Genomic DNA, 17,199 nt, shown 5'->3' on the forward strand with positions numbered 1-17,199 from the left:
CGGCGGGGCAGGCTTCGCCCGGCTGGCGGGGGCCTGCGGGTCCTGAGCCTGGGCGGGGCCCTGCGTGTGCTCGCCTGCGCCCCCGGGCTCGCCGCCCGTGCCGGGCTGCGCCTTCCCGGGCGTGGCGGAGGCCGCCTCAGGCCTTTCGGGCTGCGGGGCGGCGACTGGCTGGGCCTCGTCTGGCAAGAGCGCTCCTCGTGCGGATCCGGGCTACCGGAAAGCCCATGGTATCGAGCCCTGGGCAGGTCCTCGCCCGGGGACTGCGGAACCCCTCACAACACGGGACGGGCACCCGGATGTTCCCGGGTACCCGTCCTGTACGTCCCTACGCGCGCCAGAGCCGCGCGGTGCAGGTCAGAGGGTGATCAGAGCCTCCAGCGGGGCATCCCGCAGCCCTGTCTCCAGGCGTCCGCGGCCGGCGAGGAAGCCGAGCTCCATGAGGACCGAGACCCCGGCGACCTGGGCACCGGCCCGCCGGATCAGCTCCAGCGAGGCCTCCGCGGTGCCACCGGTGGCGAGGACGTCGTCGATGACCATGACGCGGTCGTCGACGGACAGGTCCTCGGCGTGGATCTCGATCTCCGCGGTGCCGTACTCCAGCTCGTACGCCTGCCCGAGCGTGGCACCGGGCAGCTTCCCGGCCTTGCGCACGGGCACGAACCCGATCCCTGCCCGGACCGAGACCGGCGCGGCCAGGATGAAACCGCGGGCCTCCAGGCCGACGATCTTCGTGGCCCCGTGGCGTACGCACAGCTCCGCGAACCAGTCCGTGAGCGCGGAGAACGCCACCGGGTCGGCGAGCAGCGGGGTGATGTCCTTGAACAGCACCCCGGGCTTCGGATAGTCCGGTACGTCACGGATCCGGCTGAGCAGCAGCCCCCGGGTCGTGTCGTCGATGTCCGTGCTGGTCATCGGCGGTTCCTCGGAGTCCGGCCGTGACCCCCGGGCTGCCGGCGCTGACCGACGACGGCACCGCCGGCACCGGCGGTCTCGCCGTCCTGGTCAAGGTCGTCGGCACGGTCGTCACGCTCGTCCTCGGCGGACTCGCCCTTGGCCGCTGCCGCGGCGCGCTTGGCGAGGATCCGCTTCTTCAGTGCCTTTATCTGCGGCTCGCGTTCCTTGAGGTCGGCGACCAGCGGGGTGGCGATGAAGATCGAGGAGTACGCACCGGCGGCGAGACCGACGAAGAGAGACAGCGAGATGTCGTTCAGCATGCCGGCGCCGAGGACACCGCCACCGATGAACAGCAGACCGGCGACCGGCAGCAGCGCGACGACAGTGGTGTTGATGGAGCGCACCAGCGTGCCGTTGATGGAGCGGTTGGCGATCTCGCTGTAGGTCCAGCGGGTCTGCTTGGTGATCCCCTTCGTGCCCTCCTTGAGGCTGTCGAAGACGACGACCGTGTCGTAGAGGGAGTAACCGAGGATGGTCAGCAGACCGATCACGGTGCCCGGGGTGACCTCGAAGCCCACGAGGGCGTAGACACCGACGGTGATGGTGATGTCGTGGATCAGCGCGACGAGCGCGGCGATGGCCATCCGCCACTCGAAGGCGATGGCCAGGTAGATCACGACGAGGACCATGAAGATGCCGAGGCCCGCCCAGGCCTTGTTGGCGATCTGCTCGCCCCAGCTGGGGCCGACGAGGTCCGCGTTGATCTTCGCCTCGGGGATGCCGAGGTCCTCGGAGAGCTGGGTCTTGATCTGGTCGGCCTTGGCGGTGTCGACCTCGGTGATCTGGATCCGGAGCCCGCCGTTGCCGAGCTCCTGGACGATCGCCTCGTGGCCGGAGGCCTCGACCGCGTCCTCGTGGGCCTGGGAGACGGACACCTTCGCCTTGGTGTCGGTCGTGAAGACGGCACCGCCCTTGAACTCGATGCCCATGTTCAGGCCGCTGACCGCCAGGCCGAGGATGGCCGTGATGGTGATCAGGATCGAGACGCCGTACCAGATCTTGCGCTTGCCGATGAAGTCGTAACCGACCTCGCCACGGTAGAGCCGGGCGCCGAGATTGCCGAGTCGCGACATCTCACGCCTCCTTCGGGTGGTCGGTACGGGCGTTGACGCGGCGGGAGCGGCGCAGTGGAGGCTTGGCGCCGAGCCGCTCCGGGTCCAGGCCGGACCACGGGTGACCGCTGGCGAAGAACTTCGTGCGGGCCATCAGCGTCATGACGGGCTTGGTGAACAGGAAGACCACGACGACGTCGAGCAGGGTGGTGAGACCCAGCGTGAACGCGAAGCCCTGGACCTTGCCGACGGTGACGAGGAAGAGCACGGCCGCGGCGAGGAACGACACGAAGTCCGAGACGAGGATGGTGCGACGGGCCCTGGGCCAGGCGCGCTCGACGGCCGGACGGAGGGTGCGGCCCTCACGGATCTCGTCCCGGATGCGTTCGAAGTAGACGATGAACGAGTCCGCGGTGATACCGATCGCCACGATGGCACCGCAGACGGCCGGGAGGTTCAGCGCGAAGCCGATGGCCGGGCCGAGCAGGGCCATGATCGTGTACGTCAGGATGCCGGAGACCAGCAGGCTGAGGAGCGCGATGAGCGCCAGGCCGCGGTAGTAGGCCACCAGGTAGATGACGACCAGGGCGAGGCCGATGGCGCCGGCGATGAGACCGGCCTCCAGCTGCTCGCCGCCGAGGGCGGCGGTGACGGTGGTGACCGTGTCCTCGCTGAAGGACAGGGGGAGCGCACCGTAGGACAGGACGTTGGCCAGGTCCTCCGCGGACTGCTGGGTGAAGCTGCCGGAGATCTCGGCGCTGCCGCTGAGCGTCTGGTTCACCTGGGGTGCGGAGACGACCTCTCCGTCGAGGGAGATCGCGAACTGGTTCTGCGGCGACTGCTGCGCCGACAGCTTCTTGGTGATCGTCTGGAACTTCTTGGAGCCCTTGTCGGTGAACTCCATGGAGACGAGCCAGATGCCGCGCTGCTGGTCGAACTGGGCCTTCGCGTCGTCGACGTCCGTACCGGAGACCTCGGCCGGGCCGAGGAGGTACTTGGCGTCACCCTCGGAGCTGCACGCCACCGTGGGGTCCTCGGGCTTGACGCCGTCGCCGGCCTTGGCACGGGCGGCCTTGTCGGAACAGTCCAGCGAGGTGAACTTCTTCTCGAGCGCCGCGGTGGCGGGGTCGGGCGTCCCGGTCGCCGCCGGGGTCTTCGACGCGTCCGCGTCGCCCGAGGTGGTGGGCTTCGGCGTGGCGTCCTTCAGGGCGTCGGTGACGGCACGGCCCTGGGTGGTGGCACTCGCCGAAGGCGTCGTCTTCGGGTCCGAGGCGGTCTCCGGGTCGCTCGCCTTCGCACTGGGCGTGGCGCTCGGCTTCCCGGACCCGCTCGCGGACGGACTCGGAGACCCTTCGGGCGTCGGCCCGCCGTCGGTGACGGTGAGCACGGGCCGGAAGTAGAGCTGCGCGGTCGTGCCGACCTGCTCCCGGGCCTGCTTCGAATTCGTCCCCTTGGGGATGTTGACGATGATGTTCGATGCGCCCTGGGTCTGAACCTCGGCCTCGGAGACACCCAGACCATTGACACGGCGTTCGATGATGCTGACCGCGGTGTTCATGTTGGTCTCGTTGATCGCGTCAGGCTTGCCGGGCTGGCTCTTCGCCTTGAGCGTGATCGATGTGCCGCCGGCCAGGTCGATGCCGAGCCGGGGCGTGGTGTGACCGGACAGGAACATCCCGCCGGTCAGGGCGACCATGGCGATCAGGATCAGTGCCAGGGCACGGCCCGGCCTGCCCTGTCCACCGGCTGAGCCCCGGCCTTTCTTCGGTGCTGCCACCTTTTCGTTTCTCCCTGTCCAACCGCCCCGCGCCGGGTACGCGCCCGAGCGGCCACGAAGTGTTGTGGGGACCCGCCCCCGCAGAAGACCGCACGGCCCGTGAGACGCCGGACACCCACGGGTGTCCGGCGTCTCTGGGTCGTGGAACTACTTCGCGTCGCCCTCGCCGTCGGCCTTGGCGTCCTTGGCCTCGGAGGCCTTGACCTCGGAGCCCTCGGTCTCGACGTCGTCCTCGGCCTTCTTGCCCAGGTCGATCTTCGCGCCATCGTCGTCCGCCGAGTCACCCTCGGTGAGCGAGGAGGCGTCGTCGGGCACGACCGTGTCGTCGCCCACGAGCTCCTCGTCGCCGTGGACGATGCGGTTGTACTCCGCGTCGTCCAGGACCGCGCCGATGGAGTTCTTGGCGTAGACGGCGTGGACGCCGGGCGCGACCTCGAGGATGACCGTGTCGTCCTGGATCTCCTTGACGGTGGCGTACATGCCCCCGATCGTCCTGACGCCGGTGCCGGGCTGCATGTCGTTGCGCATCTGCGCAGCCGCCTGCTGCTTCTTCTTGGCGGACCGGGTCATCAGGAACATGGCCCCGATGAGCACGATGAAGGGGAGGAGGGTCACGAGACTCACGGGACGGAACTTCCTTCGCACGACCACGCGGGATTCACGAGGCCTGGTCTACGGGGGTGGGTACACCGACCCTGTAAGGGCGGCATCGGCGGAGTCTAAGCGAGTCCGCATCGTTGGAACAACGTCCAGCATGGCACCGACGTTCCCCTGCTGGCCAACCCGTCCTTCGTCACGCCCCGAAGAGGCCCTGTTGTCCCTTTACGCCGTGCTGCGGAGGCACCAGTCCGAGGTGCGCCCAGGCGGCGGGGGTGGCGACCCTGCCCCGCGGCGTCCTCGCGAGCAGGCCCTCCCGCACGAGGAAGGGCTCGGCGACCTCCTCGACCGTCTCGCGCTCCTCCCCCACGGCGACCGCGAGGGTGGAGAGGCCGACGGGGCCGCCGCCGAAGAGCTTCAGCAGGGCGCCGAGCACCGCGCGGTCCAGCCGGTCGAGCCCGCGGGCGTCGACCTCGTAGACGCGCAGGGCGGCGGCGGCGATGTCCCTGTCGATCCGGCCCTCGGCCTTGACCTGGGCGTAGTCACGGACACGGCGCAGCAGACGGTTGGCGATACGGGGCGTGCCCCGGGAGCGTCCGGCGATCTCGGCCGCCCCGGCTGTGTCTATGGCCACGTCGAGCAGGCCGGCGGAGCGGTGGATGACCCGCTCCAGCTCGGTGGGGGCGTAGAACTCCATGTGCCCGGTGAAGCCGAAGCGGTCGCGCAGCGGGGGCGGCAGCAGCCCGGCCCTGGTGGTGGCTCCGACCAGGGTGAACGGTGGGAGCTCCAGGGGGATGGCCGTGGCGCCGGGGCCCTTGCCGACGATGACGTCGACGCGGAAGTCCTCCATCGCCATGTAGAGCATCTCCTCGGCGGGCCGCGACATGCGGTGGATCTCGTCGAGGAAGAGGACTTCACCCTCCTGGAGGGACGAGAGGATCGCCGCGAGGTCTCCGGCGTGCTGGATCGCGGGGCCCGAGGTGATGCGGATCGGCGCTCCCATCTCCGCCGCGATGATCATGGAGAGGGTCGTCTTGCCGAGGCCGGGGGCGCCGGAGAGCAGGACGTGGTCGGCGGTGGCGCCCCGGGCGCGGGCGGCCTTGAGCACCAGGTCGAGCTGTTCGCGGACCTTCTCCTGGCCGACGAATTCATGCAGGTCCTTCGGGCGCAGGGCGGCCTCGACGGCGGTGTCCTCGCCGTCGGCGCCCGCGTCGACGAGGCGGTCGTCCAGCCGCTCGTCCTCGAGGTCGCCGGTGTCGGTCCCGGTCTCGTCCCAGTTCATCTCGTCAGTCCCGCCTCGGGTGTTTCGGTGCCGGTCCGTGCGGTGTTCCGGACGGCGTACGGGGGCGTGGGGCCCCGGGGTCAGCGTGCGCGGTTGAGTGTCTGCAGGGCCGCGCGCAGGAGCTGCGGCACGGGGGCCTGGCCGCCGTCGGCGATCGCGGCCTCGGCCTGCGGTGCCACGGCGCTCACCGCCTCGTCGGCCTCGCGGGTGGCATAGCCGAGGCCGATCAGGGCGGCCTGCAGCTGGTCCCGCCAGGAGGTGCTGACCGCGGTGCCGATGGCCTGCTGGCCGATGTGCGCGCCGACCGGTTCGCCGAGCCGGTCCTTGAGCTCGAGGAGGAGCTTCTGGGCGCCCTTCTTGCCGATGCCGGACACCGCGGTGAGCGCCTTCTCGTCGCCGGTGGCGACGGCGATGCGCAGGGCGTCCGGGCTGTGGGTGGCCAGCATGGCCTGGGCGAGCCGGGGGCCCACGCCGCTGGCGGTCTGGAGCAGCTCGAAGACCTGCCGCTCGTCGTCGTCGGCGAAGCCGTAGAGGGTGAGCGAGTCCTCACGGACGATCAGGGAGGTGGCGAGTCTGGCCTCCTTGCCGATCCGCAGACCGGCGAGGGTGTCCGGGGTGCACTGGACGGCCATGCCGATGCCGCCGACCTCGATCACGGCCGTGGCCGGGGCGAGGGCGGCCACCGGGCCGGAGACGAAGGCGATCATGCGGTACGGCCTTTCAGCGTGCGGTGGGCGGCGACGGCCTGCTGCAGTCGGTTCTGCGCGGGTGCGCGCCAGATGTGGCAGATGGCGAGGGCGAGGGCGTCTGCGGCGTCGGCGGGTTTCGGCGGCGCGTCGAGCCGCAGCAGCCGGGTCACCATCGCCCCGACCTGGGCCTTGTCCGCGCGCCCGGACCCGGTGACGGCGGCCTTGACCTCGCTGGGGGTGTGGAGGGCGACGGGGATGCCCCGGCGGGAGGCGCAGAGCATGGCGACGGCGCTGGCCTGCGCGGTGCCCATCACCGTGCGTACGTTGTGCTGGGCGAACACCCGCTCCACCGCGACGTATTCGGGCCGGTGCTCGTCGAGCCACCGCTCGATGCCCTGCTCGATGGCGAGGAGCCGGTGGCCGAGCTCCGCGTCGGAAGGGGTCCGCACGACGCCGACGCCGATCATGGTGAGCGGCCGGCCGGCGACTCCCTCGACGACTCCGACACCGCACCGGGTCAGCCCCGGGTCCACGCCCAGCACCCGCATGAGTGAGCCCCCTCCGCCGCTCGGTCATCTGTTCCCGCAGGCTATCGGCTACCGCTGACAATGCGACGGGCCGACGGGGTGTGTCCCGTCGGCCCGTCGGCGTACCGCGTGCCGTCGCCTCAGGCGTCGACCTTCTCCATGACCTCGTCGGAGACGTCGAAGTTGGCGAAGACGTTCTGCACGTCGTCGCTGTCCTCCAGCGCGTCGATCAGCTTGAAGATCTTCCGCGCGCCCTCTTCCTCCAGCTCGACCTGCATGGTCGGGACGAAGTTGGCCTCGGCCGAGTCGTAGTCGATACCGGCGTCCTGCAGCGCGGTGCGGACCGCGACCATGTCGGTGGCCTCGCTGAGCACCTCGAACGTGTCACCGAGGTCGTTGACCTCCTCGGCACCCGCGTCGAGCACCGCACCGAGGACGTCGTCCTCGGACAGCTCACCCTTGGGGACGATCACGACACCCTTGCGGTTGAACAGGTACGAGACCGAGCCCGGGTCCGCCATCGATCCGCCGTTGCGGGTCATGGCGACACGGACGTCGGAGGCGGCACGGTTGCGGTTGTCGGTCAGGCACTCGATGAGCACCGCGACGCCGTTCGGGCCGTAACCCTCGTACATGATCGTCTCGTAGTCGGCGCCACCGGCCTCGAGGCCGGCGCCGCGCTTGACCGCCGAGTCGATGTTCTTGTTCGGGACGGAGCTCTTCTTGGCCTTCTGGATGGCGTCGAAGAGGGTCGGGTTGCCGGACACGTCGGCGCCGCCCGTGCGGGCCGCGACCTCGATGTTCTTGATCATCTTCGCGAAGAGCTTGCCGCGCTTGGCGTCGATCACGGCCTTCTTGTGCTTCGTCGTAGCCCATTTAGAGTGGCCGGACATCTGCCTTCTCCTTCGCGTCACCAAAATCGATCCGAACCCGAGAGATCCTACCGGGATCGGATCAGCCCACGGCGCGCACCATGTCGGTGAAGAGCGCGTGCACCCGGTGGTCCCCGGTCAGCTCTGGGTGGAACGACGTGGCCAAGGCGTTTCCCTGGCGTACGGCCACGATATGGCCGCCGTGCACCGCGACGACCTCCGCGCTCGCGCCGACCGACTCGACCCAGGGGGCCCGGATGAAGACTCCCTCGACGGGTCCGCCGGGTACGCCCTCGACCTCGACGGCCGCCTCGAAGGACTCGTTCTGCCGCCCGAAGGCGTTTCGGCGCACGATCATGTCGATGCCTCCGACCGTCTCCTGGCCGGAGCGCGGGTCGAGGATCTTGTCGGCGAGCAGGATCATTCCGGCGCAGGTGCCGTAGACCGGCATCCCGGCGGCGATACGCTCGCGCAGCGGTTCGAGCATGCCGAAGAGCGCGGCCAGCTTGGACATCGTGGTGGACTCGCCACCGGGGATGACGAGCCCGTCGACCTCGGCGAGCTCCTCGGGCCGCCGGACCGGCCTGGCCACGGCGTCCGCCGAGGCCAGGGCGATCAGGTGTTCCCGTACGTCGCCCTGGAGAGCCAGGACTCCGATGACAGGCGTGTCGGTCATCGGGACTACCAGCCGCGGTTGGCGTAGCGCTCGCCCTCGGGGAGCGTGTCGCAGTTGATGCCGACCATGGCCTCGCCCAGGTTGCGCGAGGCGTCCGCGATGATCTTCGGGTCGTCGTAGAAGGTGGTGGCCTTCACGATGGCGGCGGCGCGCTTGGCCGGGTCGCCCGACTTGAAGATGCCGGAGCCGACGAAGACGCCCTCGGCGCCGAGCTGGCGCATCAGAGCCGCGTCCGCGGGGGTCGCGACGCCGCCGGCCGAGAACAGGACGACGGGCAGCCTGCCGAGTTCGGAGACCTCCTTGACCAGCTCGTAGGGGGCGCGGAGCTCCTTGGCGGCGGCGTACAGCTCGTTGTTGTCGTAGCCGCGCAGCCGGGCGATCTCGTTCTTGATCTGGCGCAGGTGACGGACGGCCTCGACGACGTTGCCCGTTCCGGCCTCGCCCTTCGAGCGGATCATCGCGGCGCCCTCGGCGATACGGCGCAGGGCCTCGCCCAGGTTGGTGGCGCCACAGACGAAGGGGGTGGTGAAGGCGAACTTGTCGCTGTGGTTGACCTCGTCGGCCGGGGTGAGGACCTCGGACTCGTCGATGTAGTCGACGCCGAGGGACTGGAGCACCTGGGCCTCGACGAAGTGGCCGATGCGGGACTTGGCCATGACGGGGATGGAGACGGCCTCGATGATCTCCTCGATCATGTTGGGGTCGGACATCCGGGCCACGCCGCCGTCCTTGCGGATGTCGGCCGGCACCCGCTCCAGGGCCATGACGGCCACGGCGCCCGCGTCCTCGGCGATCTTCGCCTGCTCGGCGTTGACGACGTCCATGATCACGCCGCCCTTGAGCTGCTCGGCCATGCCGCGCTTGACGCGGGCGGTGCCGGTGGCCGGGGCCTCGGTGGACTGCGGGGTGCTGGGAAGCGTGGACACGGATCGACCTCACTGGGGTGAAAAGACACTGGATGCTGCAGACCTGAGCAAACGCCCCGGGAGCGGTCCACAGCAAGGGCCAATGAACACCCCGTGGATCGTTCTGTGCCCCGCGCCCCTACTCAGCTGCCGGGCCGGTCCGCCAGAGCGACCGGCGGCGCGTCGTCCATCTCGAACGCCAGGGGGAACGGGGCGTGCCCCGCGAGCCGGAACAGCCGCACCGTCCGGTGCCGGCGCAGCGCGCGGGCGGCGCGCACCGTGTCGTTGTGGAAGCGCCGGGCCATCGGTACGCGGCGCACGGCGGCGGCCAGTTCCTTCGCCGCGTCCTCGCCGCCCGGGACCTCCTTCACCACCTCGACCTGCGCGGCCTCGCCGAACACGGCCCGCAGGGCAGTGCTCAGCTCGCTCTCGGCGACCTCACGCTGCTCCTCCTCCGACTGCCGCGCCGCGTGCGCGGCCTCGTAGAGCACGATCGAGGCGGCGGGGTCCAGGACACCGGAGGTGGCCAGTTCCTGGGTGACCGAGGCGCGGCGCAGCAACTGGGCGTCGAGCGCCGCGCGGGCCGCGTCGATACGGGCGTGGAGCCGGTCGAGCCGCCCGGCGGTCCAGCTGAGATACAGGCCGATCGCGAAGAGCGCGACGACGGTCCAGACGAGGATTTCGATCACGGGCGGCAAGGCTACCGTCGGTGGGAGCGCGCCGGGCCCGCCGGTACGCCCTTCGAACGGGCGTACCGCGGGGCGCCTCAGTCCCTGGCGAGTCCGAAGCGGGCGCGCAGACCCGTGCGTTCGTCGGTGTCCACGGCCGCGGCGCCGTCCGTGACCGTCTCGTACACGGCGAGGATGTCCGCGCCGACCGTCGTCCAGTCGAAGCGGCGTACGTGCGCGCTGCCCCGCTCGCTCAGCCCCTCACGCCGCTCCGGGTCGCCGAGGAGCCGGATCGCCGCCGCGGCGAGCGCGTCGGCGTCCTCGTTGGCGAAGAGGTCGCCCGCGGCCCCCTGGTCGAGTACCTGCGTGAACGCGTCCAGGTCGCTTGCGAGGACCGGTGCTCCCGCCGACAGCGCCTCGACCAGGATGATGCCGAAGCTCTCGCCGCCGGTGTTCGGCGCGACGTACACGTCGACGCTGCGCAGAAGCCGCGCCTTGTCCTCGTCGCTCACCATGCCGAGGAATTCGACGCGTGCGCGCATCTCCTCGGGCAGCGAGGCGACGGCCTCCTCCTCGTCGCCGCGCCCCGCGACCAGCAGTCTGGTCTCCGGGCGGGCGGCCAGGATCGCGGGCAGCGCCTTCATCAGGACGGGAAGCCCCTTGCGGGGCTCGTCGATGCGCCCTATGAAGCCGAGCGTCCCGCCCTGCCACTCGGCCCTGGGTTCGGCGCGGGCGAAGAAGTCGACGTCGACGCCGTTGGGGATGACCACGGCGTCCCCGCCGAGGTGCTCGACCAGGGTCCGGCGGGCGTACTCGCTCACCGCGATGCGCGCGCTGATCTTCTCCAGCGCCGGCTGGAGGATCGGGTAGGCCGCGATCATGGCACGGGAGCGGGGATTGGACGTGTGGAACGTGGCGACGATCGGTCCCTGCGCGGCCCAGCAGGTGAGCAGGCCCAGTGAGGGCGAGGTGGGCTCGTGGATGTGGATGACGTCGAAGGTGCCCTCGTTCAGCCAGCGCCGGACGCGTGCGGCGGAGAGGAACCCGAAGTTCAGCCGGGCGACCGATCCGTTGTACGGGACGGGCACGGCCCGGCCGGCGGACACGACGTACGGCGGGAGCGGTGTCTCGTCGTCGGCCGGTGCGAGCACGGAGACGTCGTGGCCGAGGCGGATCAGGTGTTCGGCCAGGTCGCGGATGTGGAACTGCACCCCGCCCGGAACGTCCCAGGAGTACGGGCAGACGATGCCGATCTTCACGGAGATTCCCCCTGGGGGTCCAGATCGGAGAGCCAGAGCCGCTGCAGCATGTGCCAGTCCTCCGGATGCTCGGCGATCCCGGTGGCGAAGGCGTCGGCCAGCGCCTGTGTCATGGAGGACGTCTTCTCGGTGCGGCTGCCCGTCTCCGGTACGGGGACGGGCGGATGGACCTGTGCCCCCATGACGGGCGTGCCGTCGTACCAGAGGGTGACGGGCAGCAGCAGGGCACCGGTCTGCTGGGCGAGCAGGGCCGGTCCTGCGGGCATGCGGGCGGTGTCGCCGAAGAAGTCCACCTCGACGCCGGAGGCCGACAGATCGCGGTCGGCGACGAGGCAGACCAGGCCGCCGGCGCGCAGCCGCCGGGCCAAGGTCCCGAACGCGGCGCCGCCGTTGTGCGGCAGGACCTCCATGCCCAGGCCCTGGCGGTAGGCCACGAAGCGGTCGTAGAGGGTCTCGGGCCTGAGCCGCTCGGCGACGGTCGTGAACGGCACCTTGAGGTCCGTGGTGACCCACGCGCCCGCGAGGTCCCAGTTCCCCAGGTGTGGCAGGGCGAGGATGACGCCCCGGCCGGTGTCCATGCCCTCCGTGAGCCGGTGGGCGTCACGGACGTCGATGGACGCCTTGATGCGCTCCGGGCTCCAGGTCGGCAGCCGGAAGGACTCCATCCAGTAGCGCATGTACGAGCGCATGCCGGCCTTCGAGAGCTCGGCGAGCCGGGCCGCGTCCGCGTGCGGCACCACCCGGGCGAGGTTCGACTCCAGGCGCAGGACGGACTTCCCGCGCCGCTTCCACACCTGGTCGGCCAGGGTGCGGAAGAGCGTGGCGGCCGCCCGCTCGGGAAGCTTCTTGACCGCTCCCCAGCCCAGGCCGTAGAGCCCGTCGGTCAACCGTCCCCTCAGGTCGGATCCGGTGCCGCTCACTGCGCGGCCTCGCTCCCCTGTTCCGCCGTCCCGCCCTGGGCCACCGCGGCGGCGTCGGCCTCGGCGGACTCCCTGCGTACGGTCACCACCCGCTGGACCAGCGTGACCAGGCTGCCCGCGGCGACGATCCAGAGCGCGATGGGCAGCAGGATCTGGATGCCCGGCACGCCGAAGCCGTGCAGCCCGGCGAGGCCCGCGGCGACCAGCGAGATCACGAGCCGCTCGGCGCGTTCCACGAGTCCGTTCACCGCGACGGGCAGGCCGATCGACTCGCCCCGCGCCTTCGTGTACGAGACCACCTGGCCGCTGGCCAGGCAGAAGATCGCGACCGCGCAGAGCACGTTGTCGTCACCGCTGCCCGCGTACCAGAGCGCGAAGCCGGCGAAGATCGCCCCGTCCGCCACCCGGTCGAGGGTCGAGTCGAGGAACGCGCCCCACCGGCTGGAGATCCCGGCCTGCCGGGCCATGTTGCCGTCGACCAGGTCCGAGAAGACGAAGACCGTGATCACGATCGTGCCCCAGAAGAACTCCCCCATCGGGAAGAAGACCAGCGCACCTGCCATCACTCCGGCCGTGCCGACGAGGGTGACCGCGTCGGGGCTGACCCCGAGGCGGAGCAGCAGAGCGGCGAACGGTGTGAGGACACGCGTAAAAAATGCACGCGCGTACTTGTTCAGCATGGCCTTCCCGAGGTTCGGTGGGCGCCGCGCGGCCCCTTCGGCCACCGGCTGGCCCATCGTAGTCACCAGCCGTGCCCGGCAACGGCGGGGCACCCCGTCCCACCGGATGTCCCGGGGAAGTCATGCCTGGCCGGGGGCGACGTATGGACGGCTCCCGGCACGAGTGGAAAGCTCGAATGACCGCGGGCGTCCGAGAAGCCGCCGCGACGGCTCCCCCGTGCCCGTGCATCCGCTCCCCAGTTCTTGCGGCACCGCGCCACCGATCGGGAGGCACGCATCATGGGCGACAGGACACATACGCACACCGGAGCCGCCGGCAGGGCGGTGACGGCCGACCGGCCCGCTTCCCTGCGGAACGTGGTGCTGGTGGGCCACAGCGGCTCGGGAAAGACCACCCTGGTCGAGGCGCTCGCGCTGACGGCCGGAGCGCTGAACCGGGCCGGCCGGGTCGAGGACGGCGCGACCGTCTCCGACCACGACGAGATCGAACAGCGCCGAGGGCGGTCCGTACAGCTCTCGGTCGTCCCCGTCGAGTGGGACGGCTTCAAGATCAACCTGCTGGACACCCCCGGTCACGCGGACTTCGTCGGGGAGCTCAGGGCCGGTCTGCGGGCAGCGGACGCGGCCCTCTTCGTCGTCTCGGCCGCCCAGGAGGCGGATACCGTGGCGGGGACCACCCGCTCCCTCTGGGAGGAGTGCGCGGCCGTCGGGATGCCGCGGGCCATCGTGGTCACCCACCTGGACACCGCACGTACGCCCTTCGAGGAGATGTCCCGGATCTGCGGCCGGATCTTCGGAAACGGCGACCCCGACGCCGTGCTTCCCCTCCACCTCCCGGTGCAGGGGCACGCAGGCCCGGACGGGCACGCCCCGCTCACCGGGCTCACCGCCCTGCTCAGCGGGCGGGTCTTCGACCACTCCTCGGGCGAACGGCGGGAGGCACCGCTCTCCGGCGGCCGTCGGGGGCCGCTCCAGGAGGCCCGTGCGCGGCTCATCGAGGGGATCATCGCCGAGAGCGAGGACGAGTCCCTCATGGACCGCTACCTCGCCGGCGACGAGATCGACGTCACCACGCTCGTCGGCGACCTGGAGAGGGCTGTGGCGCGTGGGTCCTTCCACCCCGTGCTCACCGCCGCCCCCGCCGCCGAGGGCGCACGGCAGGGCATCGGCACCGTGGAGCTCCTCGACCTGATCACCCGCGGCTTCCCCTCCCCCGGGGAACGCGCGCTGCCCGCCGTCACCACCCCGGACGGCGTCCCGCGCCCCGCTCCCGTCTGCGATCCGGCGGCGCCCCTGGTCGCCGAGGTCGTCAAGACCTCGTCCGACCCCTATGTCGGACGGGTCTCACTCGTCCGGGTCTTCTCGGGCACCCTGCGCCCCGACGACGCCGTACACGTGTGCGGCCACGGTCTCGCCGGGTCCGGCGGAGCGGATCGTCCCTGCCACGGGGCCGATGTGCGCGTCGGGGCCCTCTCCGCGCCCTTCGGCGGACAGCAGCGGCCCGTGGACCACTGTGTCGCGGGAGATCTGGCCTGTGTCTCCAGGCTGGGCGGGGCGGAGACCGGCGACACCCTCTCGGGCGACGGCGACCCCCTGCTGATGGAGCCGTGGACCATGCCCGACCCGCTGCTCCCCCTGGCGGTCCGCGCCCATGGCAAGGCCGACGAGGACAAGCTCTCGCAGGGCCTGGCACGCCTGGTCGCCGAGGATCCCACCATGCGTCAGGAGCAGAACCAGGACACCCGCCAGGTCGTCCTGTGGTGCATGGGCGAGGCGCACGCCGAGGTCGCGCTGGAGCATCTGCGCAGCAGGTACGGCGTCCGGGTCGACGCCGAGCCCCATCGCGTCCCGCTCCGTGAGACGTTCGCCGCGCGGAGCGTGGGGCGCGGCCGGCACGTCAAGCAGTCCGGCGGCCACGGCCAGTACGCCGTCTGCGAGATCGAGGTGGAGCCGCTGCCGGCCGGGGCGGGGATCGAGTTCGTCGACCAGGTGGTCGGCGGCTCGGTGCCACGGCAGTTCGTCGCGTCCGTGGAGAAGGGCGTGCGCGCCCAGGCGGCCCGCGGTGTCGCCTCCGGGAACCCGCTCGTGGACGTGCGCGTGACCTTGCTCGACGGGAAGTCGCACGCGGTGGACTCCTCCGACGCCGCCTTCCAGACCGCGGGCGCGCTGGCACTGCGCGAGGCCGCGGCGGACACCCGCGTCCAGCTCCTCGAACCCGTGGCCCGGATCGGTGTGCTGGTCCCCGACGCCTATGTGGGGGCGGTCATGAGCGACCTGGCGGGGCGGCGCGGGCGGATCGTCGGCACCGAACAGGCGAGTGGTGAACGCACGCTCGTACGCGCCGAGGTGCCGGAGACCGAGATCGGCAGGTACACGGTCGACCTCCGCTCCCTGACGCACGGCACCGGACGGTTCGACCGGGCGTACGCCCGGCACGAGCCGATGCCCCCACAACGCGCCGACCGCATCCGCGAAGCGCATGAAACCGGCACGAAGGGGAGCTAGCTGACCGGATCTGGTGCCTGCCGCCCGCGCCCCGGCCCGATCGGCGGGCGGGCGCCGTGCGCGGACGATACGCTGTGGGCCCAGCTCAGAAGGTGTGCGACGTACGGTAGTTGGGAACAGCCGCAGGAGCAGACCGTGCGGGCGAGTGGGGGCGACAGTGGCCAACGACGGATTCGATTTCTCTCCCGGAGCGCAGATCCCGCTCCAGGGCGCGGGAGCACAGGCGGTGGCGACCAACGCCCTCGCCTCCGCCGCGTACCGCGACAGCGACGTGACGGAGATCCTCAAGGCCAACAGCGAGTGGCACAAGTCCGAGGTGAAACCGGGCGAGTCCAAGCTGTTCAAGTCCGACTACTTCAAGCCGAATCTGGGTGAGGCGTTCGCCCGTGCCGTCCAGGAGCGCACGCTCGGCGGCGACCGCAAGGCGCTCATCCAGTCCTTCGGCACCGACCCGCAGACCGTCGTCGAGCACTGCCTGTCCGCGACCCGGCTGCGCAAGGCGCGTGACACGAAGCTGACCCTGGTCACCGTCGTCTTCGGCTTCGCGTTCCTGCCCGGCCTGATCCTCTGGGTCCTCGCCTTCCGACTGCGCGACGTCCTCAACCGGTCCAAGGACAAGTTCTTCCAGGCGCTGGGCGGCCTCCTGCTCGTCGTGCTCGGCGGAGCGGCGGCGTTCTTCCTGATCGCCATGCCGCTCACCGGTCTCCCGGCCCTCTACCTGCGCGCCGCCGCCGCCGCCCCGCTGATCGGCTGGCTGGTGGCCAAACGGATCGCGGAGACCTCGGTCAAGGACCTGCGCGCCCGGTGGGACGGGCTCCTCTCCGGCATCGGTGTCAGCGCGAAGATCCCCGAGGCCGCGCCGAAGAACCCCAACGAGACCGCCCGGGAGGCCCTGCGCCAGGGCCTGGAGAAACTCTCCGCCGAGCAGCAGTCCAACGCCGTCTTCTACGCGGGCCCCAAGGGCATCCTGGGCATGGGCACCCGCTGGGGAAGCTGGCAGCTCGCCGAGGACCTCACACCGGAGGACCCCGCCCGGGAGATCCACCAGTTCCGCAGCTGGGACGTCGTCCGGGCCATCCACGACCAGCTGAAGATGCTGGAGCGCGGCCCGCTGAACACCGGCGGCTTCCCCACGCCGTCCGTCAAGCACTGGATCGTCTCCCCCATCGGGGAGAACGCGGACTCCGTCTCCCGGCCCGAGGGCGAGGACGTCGCCACCTTCCAGATCAAGCCCCACGAGATACAGCGCATCTGCAACCACCAGCAGTTCGGCAGCGGCAACCGTCACTACCTGGGCGTCCAGTTCACCCTCTGGGACGGCCAGCTGGTGATCACGATGCTGATCACCGTCACCGTGCTCCACGAGACGCTGCGGATCGAGGTCACCGGACACGCGCTGGGCCCGGTCCACGGGCTCTTCCTCACCAAGCCGGAAGCCCCGACCAAGACGGTCAAGAAGGCCGTCAGGTTCTGGGAGACCCGCAAGGTCACGCTCCCCCTCATCAAGGCGACCGAGGTCGTCAGGCTGGCCCTGCGCGCCCCGTTCACCTGGTACCCGCCGCTGCTGGACTACCTGGGCGGCAAGATCGTCCTGCCCGAGCCCTTCGGCCTGCGGCACGCGTGGGCGGCCAAGCCCTGGGGCCACCGCTTCATGGCGGACGACGCGATGCGGACGGCCACCCCGGTCCTGCGCGTGGTCCACGCCGCGACGATGCGCGTCCTCAAGGAGCACGGCGTGGACACCGAGCGCTTCGACAACCGCTCCATGATCCTCAGCGGCCTGGTCCAGGACCCCGCCCCGAGGAAGGCCGACGTCTACGACGCGTGAGCCCTCCG

The 17,199-nt window shown here is 70.9% G+C and carries 16 protein-coding genes and 1 pseudogene; 2 read left to right on the top strand and 15 right to left on the bottom strand.

Going from position 1 to position 17,199, the window contains the following annotated elements; all coding sequences use genetic code 11:
* The 15 genes and pseudogenes from B9S57_RS34860 to pgsA all read right to left on the bottom strand — a co-directional run.
* A pseudogene (locus B9S57_RS34860) lies at positions 1-186 on the bottom strand (hypothetical protein); the annotation flags it as partial.
* A gap of 168 nt (positions 187-354) precedes the next feature.
* Complete coding sequence (locus B9S57_RS07410; protein ID WP_103514728.1) at positions 355-912, bottom strand: adenine phosphoribosyltransferase; 558 nt, start codon at positions 910-912, stop codon at positions 355-357.
* Positions 909-2,027 carry a protein translocase subunit SecF gene (secF, locus tag B9S57_RS07415; RefSeq protein ID WP_103514729.1) on the bottom strand — a complete coding sequence of 373 codons (1,119 nt, stop codon included), beginning with the start codon at positions 2,025-2,027 and terminating at the stop codon, positions 909-911. Before secF ends, B9S57_RS07410 begins: the two co-directional genes overlap by 4 nt.
* Before the next feature lies 1 nt (position 2,028).
* A complete protein-coding gene (gene secD, locus B9S57_RS07420) occupies positions 2,029-3,783 on the bottom strand; it encodes a protein translocase subunit SecD (protein ID WP_103514730.1) in 1,755 nt (584 codons plus the stop codon).
* A 147-nt stretch (positions 3,784-3,930) separates the two neighbouring features.
* Positions 3,931-4,407, bottom strand: a complete 477-nt coding sequence (yajC, locus tag B9S57_RS07425; RefSeq protein ID WP_103514731.1) for a preprotein translocase subunit YajC — start codon at positions 4,405-4,407, stop codon at positions 3,931-3,933.
* A 169-nt stretch (positions 4,408-4,576) separates the two neighbouring features.
* Positions 4,577-5,662 carry a Holliday junction branch migration DNA helicase RuvB gene (ruvB, locus tag B9S57_RS07430; RefSeq protein ID WP_103514732.1) on the bottom strand — a complete coding sequence of 362 codons (1,086 nt, stop codon included), beginning with the start codon at positions 5,660-5,662 and terminating at the stop codon, positions 4,577-4,579.
* Between the two features lie 80 nt (positions 5,663-5,742).
* Positions 5,743-6,369 (bottom strand): Holliday junction branch migration protein RuvA, encoded by a 627-nt coding sequence (gene ruvA, locus B9S57_RS07435; protein ID WP_103514733.1) that lies wholly within the window; start codon positions 6,367-6,369, stop codon positions 5,743-5,745.
* A complete protein-coding gene (gene ruvC, locus B9S57_RS07440) occupies positions 6,366-6,899 on the bottom strand; it encodes a crossover junction endodeoxyribonuclease RuvC (RefSeq protein WP_103514734.1) in 534 nt (177 codons plus the stop codon). Before ruvC ends, ruvA begins: the two co-directional genes overlap by 4 nt.
* Positions 6,900-7,018: 119 nt before the next feature.
* Positions 7,019-7,771 carry a YebC/PmpR family DNA-binding transcriptional regulator gene (locus B9S57_RS07445; RefSeq protein ID WP_031097698.1) on the bottom strand — a complete coding sequence of 251 codons (753 nt, stop codon included), beginning with the start codon at positions 7,769-7,771 and terminating at the stop codon, positions 7,019-7,021.
* Positions 7,772-7,832: 61 nt separating this feature from the next.
* The gene (gene pdxT, locus B9S57_RS07450) at positions 7,833-8,426 is read right to left on the bottom strand and encodes a pyridoxal 5'-phosphate synthase glutaminase subunit PdxT (RefSeq protein ID WP_103514735.1); all 594 of its coding nucleotides are present in this window, start codon (positions 8,424-8,426) and stop codon (positions 7,833-7,835) included.
* A 5-nt stretch (positions 8,427-8,431) separates the two neighbouring features.
* The gene (gene pdxS, locus B9S57_RS07455) at positions 8,432-9,352 is read right to left on the bottom strand and encodes a pyridoxal 5'-phosphate synthase lyase subunit PdxS (RefSeq protein WP_103514736.1); all 921 of its coding nucleotides are present in this window, start codon (positions 9,350-9,352) and stop codon (positions 8,432-8,434) included.
* Positions 9,353-9,474: 122 nt separating this feature from the next.
* Positions 9,475-10,020: a hypothetical protein gene (locus B9S57_RS07460; protein WP_103514737.1), complete on the bottom strand. Its 546-nt coding sequence runs from the start codon at positions 10,018-10,020 to the stop codon at positions 9,475-9,477.
* 77 nt (positions 10,021-10,097) lie between these two features.
* Complete coding sequence (locus tag B9S57_RS07465; protein WP_103514738.1) at positions 10,098-11,258, bottom strand: glycosyltransferase family 4 protein; 1,161 nt, start codon at positions 11,256-11,258, stop codon at positions 10,098-10,100.
* Positions 11,255-12,178 (bottom strand): phosphatidylinositol mannoside acyltransferase, encoded by a 924-nt coding sequence (locus B9S57_RS07470; RefSeq protein WP_103514739.1) that lies wholly within the window; start codon positions 12,176-12,178, stop codon positions 11,255-11,257. The genes B9S57_RS07465 and B9S57_RS07470 overlap by 4 nt, the downstream gene beginning before the upstream one ends.
* Positions 12,175-12,858, bottom strand: a complete 684-nt coding sequence (pgsA, locus tag B9S57_RS07475; protein WP_103514770.1) for a phosphatidylinositol phosphate synthase — start codon at positions 12,856-12,858, stop codon at positions 12,175-12,177. The genes B9S57_RS07470 and pgsA overlap by 4 nt, the downstream gene beginning before the upstream one ends.
* Before the next feature lie 279 nt (positions 12,859-13,137).
* Here pgsA and B9S57_RS07480 point away from each other — a divergent pair, with 279 nt between their 5' ends.
* Positions 13,138-15,363 (top strand): elongation factor G-like protein EF-G2, encoded by a 2,226-nt coding sequence (locus B9S57_RS07480; protein ID WP_103514740.1) that lies wholly within the window; start codon positions 13,138-13,140, stop codon positions 15,361-15,363.
* A 157-nt stretch (positions 15,364-15,520) separates the two neighbouring features.
* Complete coding sequence (locus B9S57_RS07485; RefSeq protein ID WP_103514741.1) at positions 15,521-17,191, top strand: hypothetical protein; 1,671 nt, start codon at positions 15,521-15,523, stop codon at positions 17,189-17,191.
* The last annotated feature ends 8 nt before the right edge of the window (positions 17,192-17,199 follow it).

Source organism: Streptomyces sp. SM10 (assembly GCF_002910915.1).
GTDB lineage: Bacteria > Actinomycetota > Actinomycetes > Streptomycetales > Streptomycetaceae > Streptomyces.

Bases quoted from the DNA above. Each gene is read 5' to 3' on its own strand.
- B9S57_RS07445 (WP_031097698.1), bottom strand. From the start codon at position 7,771: ATGTCCGGCCACTCTAAATGGGCTACGACGAAGCACAAGAAGGCCGTG.
- B9S57_RS07480 (WP_103514740.1), top strand. From the start codon at position 13,138: ATGGGCGACAGGACACATACGCACACCGGAGCCGCCGGCAGGGCGGTG.
- B9S57_RS07410 (WP_103514728.1), bottom strand. From the start codon at position 912: ATGACCAGCACGGACATCGACGACACGACCCGGGGGCTGCTGCTCAGC.
- pgsA (WP_103514770.1), bottom strand. From the start codon at position 12,858: ATGCTGAACAAGTACGCGCGTGCATTTTTTACGCGTGTCCTCACACCG.
- secF (WP_103514729.1), bottom strand. From the start codon at position 2,027: ATGTCGCGACTCGGCAATCTCGGCGCCCGGCTCTACCGTGGCGAGGTC.
- ruvB (WP_103514732.1), bottom strand. From the start codon at position 5,662: ATGAACTGGGACGAGACCGGGACCGACACCGGCGACCTCGAGGACGAG.
- pdxT (WP_103514735.1), bottom strand. From the start codon at position 8,426: ATGACCGACACGCCTGTCATCGGAGTCCTGGCTCTCCAGGGCGACGTA.
- ruvA (WP_103514733.1), bottom strand. From the start codon at position 6,369: ATGATCGCCTTCGTCTCCGGCCCGGTGGCCGCCCTCGCCCCGGCCACG.
- ruvC (WP_103514734.1), bottom strand. From the start codon at position 6,899: ATGCGGGTGCTGGGCGTGGACCCGGGGCTGACCCGGTGCGGTGTCGGA.